Source organism: Thermoleptolyngbya sp. M55_K2018_002, assembly GCF_015295965.1.
GTDB lineage: Bacteria > Cyanobacteriota > Cyanobacteriia > Elainellales > Elainellaceae > Thermoleptolyngbya > Thermoleptolyngbya sichuanensis.
Window position 1 is genome coordinate 1 of sequence record NZ_DVEA01000292.1, and the last position, 3692, is coordinate 3692.

The 3692-nt window shown below is 58.7% G+C and carries 2 protein-coding genes; both read left to right on the forward strand.

The window, feature by feature from the left end:
• Nucleotides 1-269: 269 nt before the first annotated feature.
• Nucleotides 270-2837, forward strand: a complete 2568-nt coding sequence (locus IGS51_RS15015) for a mannose-1-phosphate guanyltransferase (RefSeq protein ID WP_297079407.1) — start codon at nucleotides 270-272, stop codon at nucleotides 2835-2837.
• An 86-nt stretch (nucleotides 2838-2923) separates the two neighbouring features.
• A partial coding sequence (gene purB / locus IGS51_RS15020; RefSeq protein ID WP_367279348.1) for an adenylosuccinate lyase occupies nucleotides 2924-3692 on the forward strand: 769 nt, incomplete at its 3' end.

A 3692-nucleotide genomic window follows, 5' to 3' on the forward strand; every position in this document is an offset into this window, starting at 1 on the left:
CCCAGGGCCTTGCGGCGTGGCTCCTGGGCGAAGTCGTTGCGGGATCAGGAGCGGTGCGGATTGAATAACGGGCTAGGGCTTTTCCCAAGGCTTTTCCCAGAGTTAGTCTGCGCCCCCTACGCCTGTCTCTGGGGATTCGGGGACAGCCGCGCCAGGAATTTAACAAAACGAAATCTTTTTCGGCCGCTCTCTCATCATCTGGATCTGTCACAGTAAGAGCTAGGGCCCGCGACTTCGGATCGCTGCGATATAGGGCTGATGGAGGCGTTATGCGAGCAGTGCTAATGGCAGGGGGTTCGGGCACGCGGCTGCGGCCGCTGACCTGCGATTTGCCCAAACCGATGGTGCCAATTTTGAATCGCCCAATCGCCGAGCATATTATCAACCTGCTGCGGCGGCATGGGATCACGGAAATCATTGCCACGCTGCACTATCTGCCCGACGTAATGCGGGATTACTTTCAAGACGGCAGCGATTTTGGCGTGCAGATGACCTATGCCGTGGAGGAAGACGAGCCGCTAGGAACGGCGGGCTGCGTCAAAAACGTGGCAGATCTGCTGGATGAAACTTTTCTGGTGATCAGCGGCGACAGCATCACGGATATTAACCTGAGCGAGGCGATCGCCTTTCACAAGAAAAAGGGCGCAAAGGCGACGCTGGTGCTGGCCCACATTGCCAACCCGCTAGAGTTTGGCGTGGTGATTACCGACGAGGAGGGGCGCATCCGGCGGTTTTTGGAAAAGCCCTCCAGCAGCGAAATTTTCTCCGACACAGTGAACACGGGCACTTATATCCTGGAGCCGGAGGTGCTGGACTATCTGCCTGCGAATGAAGAATCGGACTTTTCCAAAGATCTATTTCCGCTGCTGCTAGAAAAAGACCTGCCGCTCTATGGCTATGCGGCGGAGGGCTATTGGTGTGATGTGGGGCATCTGGATGCCTACCGCGAGGCGCAGTATGCCGCCCTCTATCGCCGGGTGAAGCTGGAGTTTGAAGGCCAAGAGCGATCGCCCAATCTCTGGGTAGGACAAAACACCCACATCGACCCCACCGCCCAAATCGACACCCCTGCCATCATCGGCAGCAATTGTCGGATTGGCCCCAGAGCGGCGATCGCCGCAGGCACGATTATTGGCGACAACGTGACCGTCGGAGCCGATGCCGACCTGAAGCGCCCCATCCTCTGGAATGGCGTTACCATCGGCGACGAGGCCCACCTGCGGGCCTGCGTAGCCGCCAGAGGCACGCGGGTCGATCGCCGGGCCCATGTGCTAGAAGGTGCAGTCGTCGGCTCACTCTCGGTGATTGGCGAAGAGGCGCTGGTCAATCCCGATGTCCGCATCTGGCCCAGCAAGCGCATCGAACCGGGCGCAATTCTCAACATGAACCTGATCTGGGGCCATGCCGCCCACCGCAATCTGTTTGGGCAGCGGGGCGTGTCGGGCCTGGCGAATGTGGACATCACGCCGGAATTTGCCGTGAGGCTGGGGGCGGCCTTTGGCTCGACGCTAAAGCCAGGAAGCCAAGTCACGGTGTCTCGCGACCAGCGCAATATCTCTCGCATGGTGTCGCGATCGCTCATTGCCGGCCTAATGTCCGTCGGCATTCATGTGCAAAACCTGGAGGCCACCGCCATCCCCGTCGCCCGCGCCGTCGCCCCCAGCCGCAATGTCGCCGCCGGAATTCACGTCCGCGTCCACCCAGAGCGCTCAGATCACATTCTGATCGAATTCTTCAACCACAAGGGCATTAATCTTTCCAAAGCCCAGGAAAAAAAGATCGAGGGAGCCTATTTCAAAGAAGACTTTCGCCGCGCCCAAATTCAGGAAATTGGCAACGTAGTGACGGTGCATCAAGCCAGCGATATCTATTGCGATAGCTTTGAGCGACACCTGCGGCTAGATGCGATTCGCAGCCACAGTTCCAAGGTGGTGATCGACTACGCCTATGCCGTGTCGGGCGCAGTGCTGCCGCAAATGCTGTCCAAATTTGGCTGCGACGCGGTGGTGCTAAACGCCAGCCTCAATCCCACCGTGCCCAGCGCCCAAGACCGAGAAGCGCTGCTGAGCCAGTTGGGTCACGTAGTCGAGGCGCTGAAAGCCAACTTCGGCGTGCAGGTGTCTGCCAATGGCGAGCAGTTGATTTTGGTAGACGAAGCAGGCAGCCCGATTCGCGGCGAGTTGCTGACGGCGCTGATGATTCACATGGTGCTGACGCAGCATCCGCGTGGCTCCGTGGTGGTGCCCGTGAATGCCTCCAGCGCTGCCGAACAAATCGCCCGTCGCCACGGCGGCCAGATCCTCCGCACCCGCGCCAACCCCACCGCCCTGATGGAAGCCTGCTACACCAATCCCAATGTGGTGCTAGGCGGCAGCGGCGAGATGGGCTTTATCTTTCCGCAACTGCATCCAGGGTTTGACGCGATGTTCTGCATTGCCAAGATTATTGAAATGCTCAGCCTGCGATCGCAAGACCTGGCCAGCAGCGCCCCCCGCACCCTCGGACAGATTCGCCTCGACCTGCCCCGCGTCTGCCACAAAATGATCACCGTCCGCTGTCCCTGGACGGCCAAGGGGTCTCTCATGCGCCATTTAGTAGAAACGCACCCAGCACAGCAGCTTGAGCTAATTGATGGTGTAAAAATCTTTAACCCGCAGCACGATAGCTGGATCTTGGTGCTACCCGATGCGGGCGAACCGCTGGTGCATCTCTATGCCGACAGCGTGGATCGCGGCTGGGTGGATGAAACCCTGCGGGAATATCGTGCCGCCGTCCTTGCCTTTGTGGAGCGCGACGTGGGGCTAGATGACCATTCTAGCGACTGGCAAATGGGTTGAAGGAGGGACGTGGATTTTTCGCGCAGGACGCACGAAAGACTAGCGCTTTCCAATACAATAAATGGGTTGTATTCAGCGGCAGAGCCTTGATCGAGCGCTATACTTTGCCCGAAATGGGCAGTCTTTGGACGGACGAATATAAATTCAAGACGTGGCTCCAGGTGGAGATTGCAGTCTGCGAGGCGCAGGCGGAATTGGGCTACATTCCGGCAGACGCAGTGGAGACGATCAAGGCTAAGGCGCAGTTTGATCCAAAGCGAATTCTGGAAATCGAAGCAGAAGTGCGGCACGACGTGATTGCGTTTCTGACCAACGTGAATGAGTATGTCGGCGACGCAGGGCGCTACATTCACCTGGGCATGACCAGTTCCGACGTGCTGGATACGGCGCTGGCGCTGCAACTGGTCGCCAGTCTAGAGGTGCTGCAATCCCACGTAGACAAGCTGGCCCAGGCCATTCGCTTTCAGGCGCAGCAGCATCGGGAAACGGTGATGATTGGGCGATCGCACGGCATTCATGCAGAACCCATCACCTTCGGCTTTAAGCTGGCGGGCTGGCTGGCAGAAGTGCTGCGGGGGCGCGATCGCCTCTGTCAGTTGCATCAAGAGATCGCCGTCGGCAAGATCTCTGGCGCAGTGGGCACTTACGCCAATCTCGATCCGCAAATCGAGGCGATCGCCTGCCAGAAGCTCGGTTTGCAGCCGGATACTGCCTCAACGCAGGTCATTTCGCGCGATCGCCATGCCCAGTTCTTCAACGTACTGGCACTCCTCGCCGCCTCCATCGAGCGCTTTGCAGTAGAAATCCGCAACCTCCAGCGCACCGACGTACTGGAAGTGGAAGAATTCTTCTCCA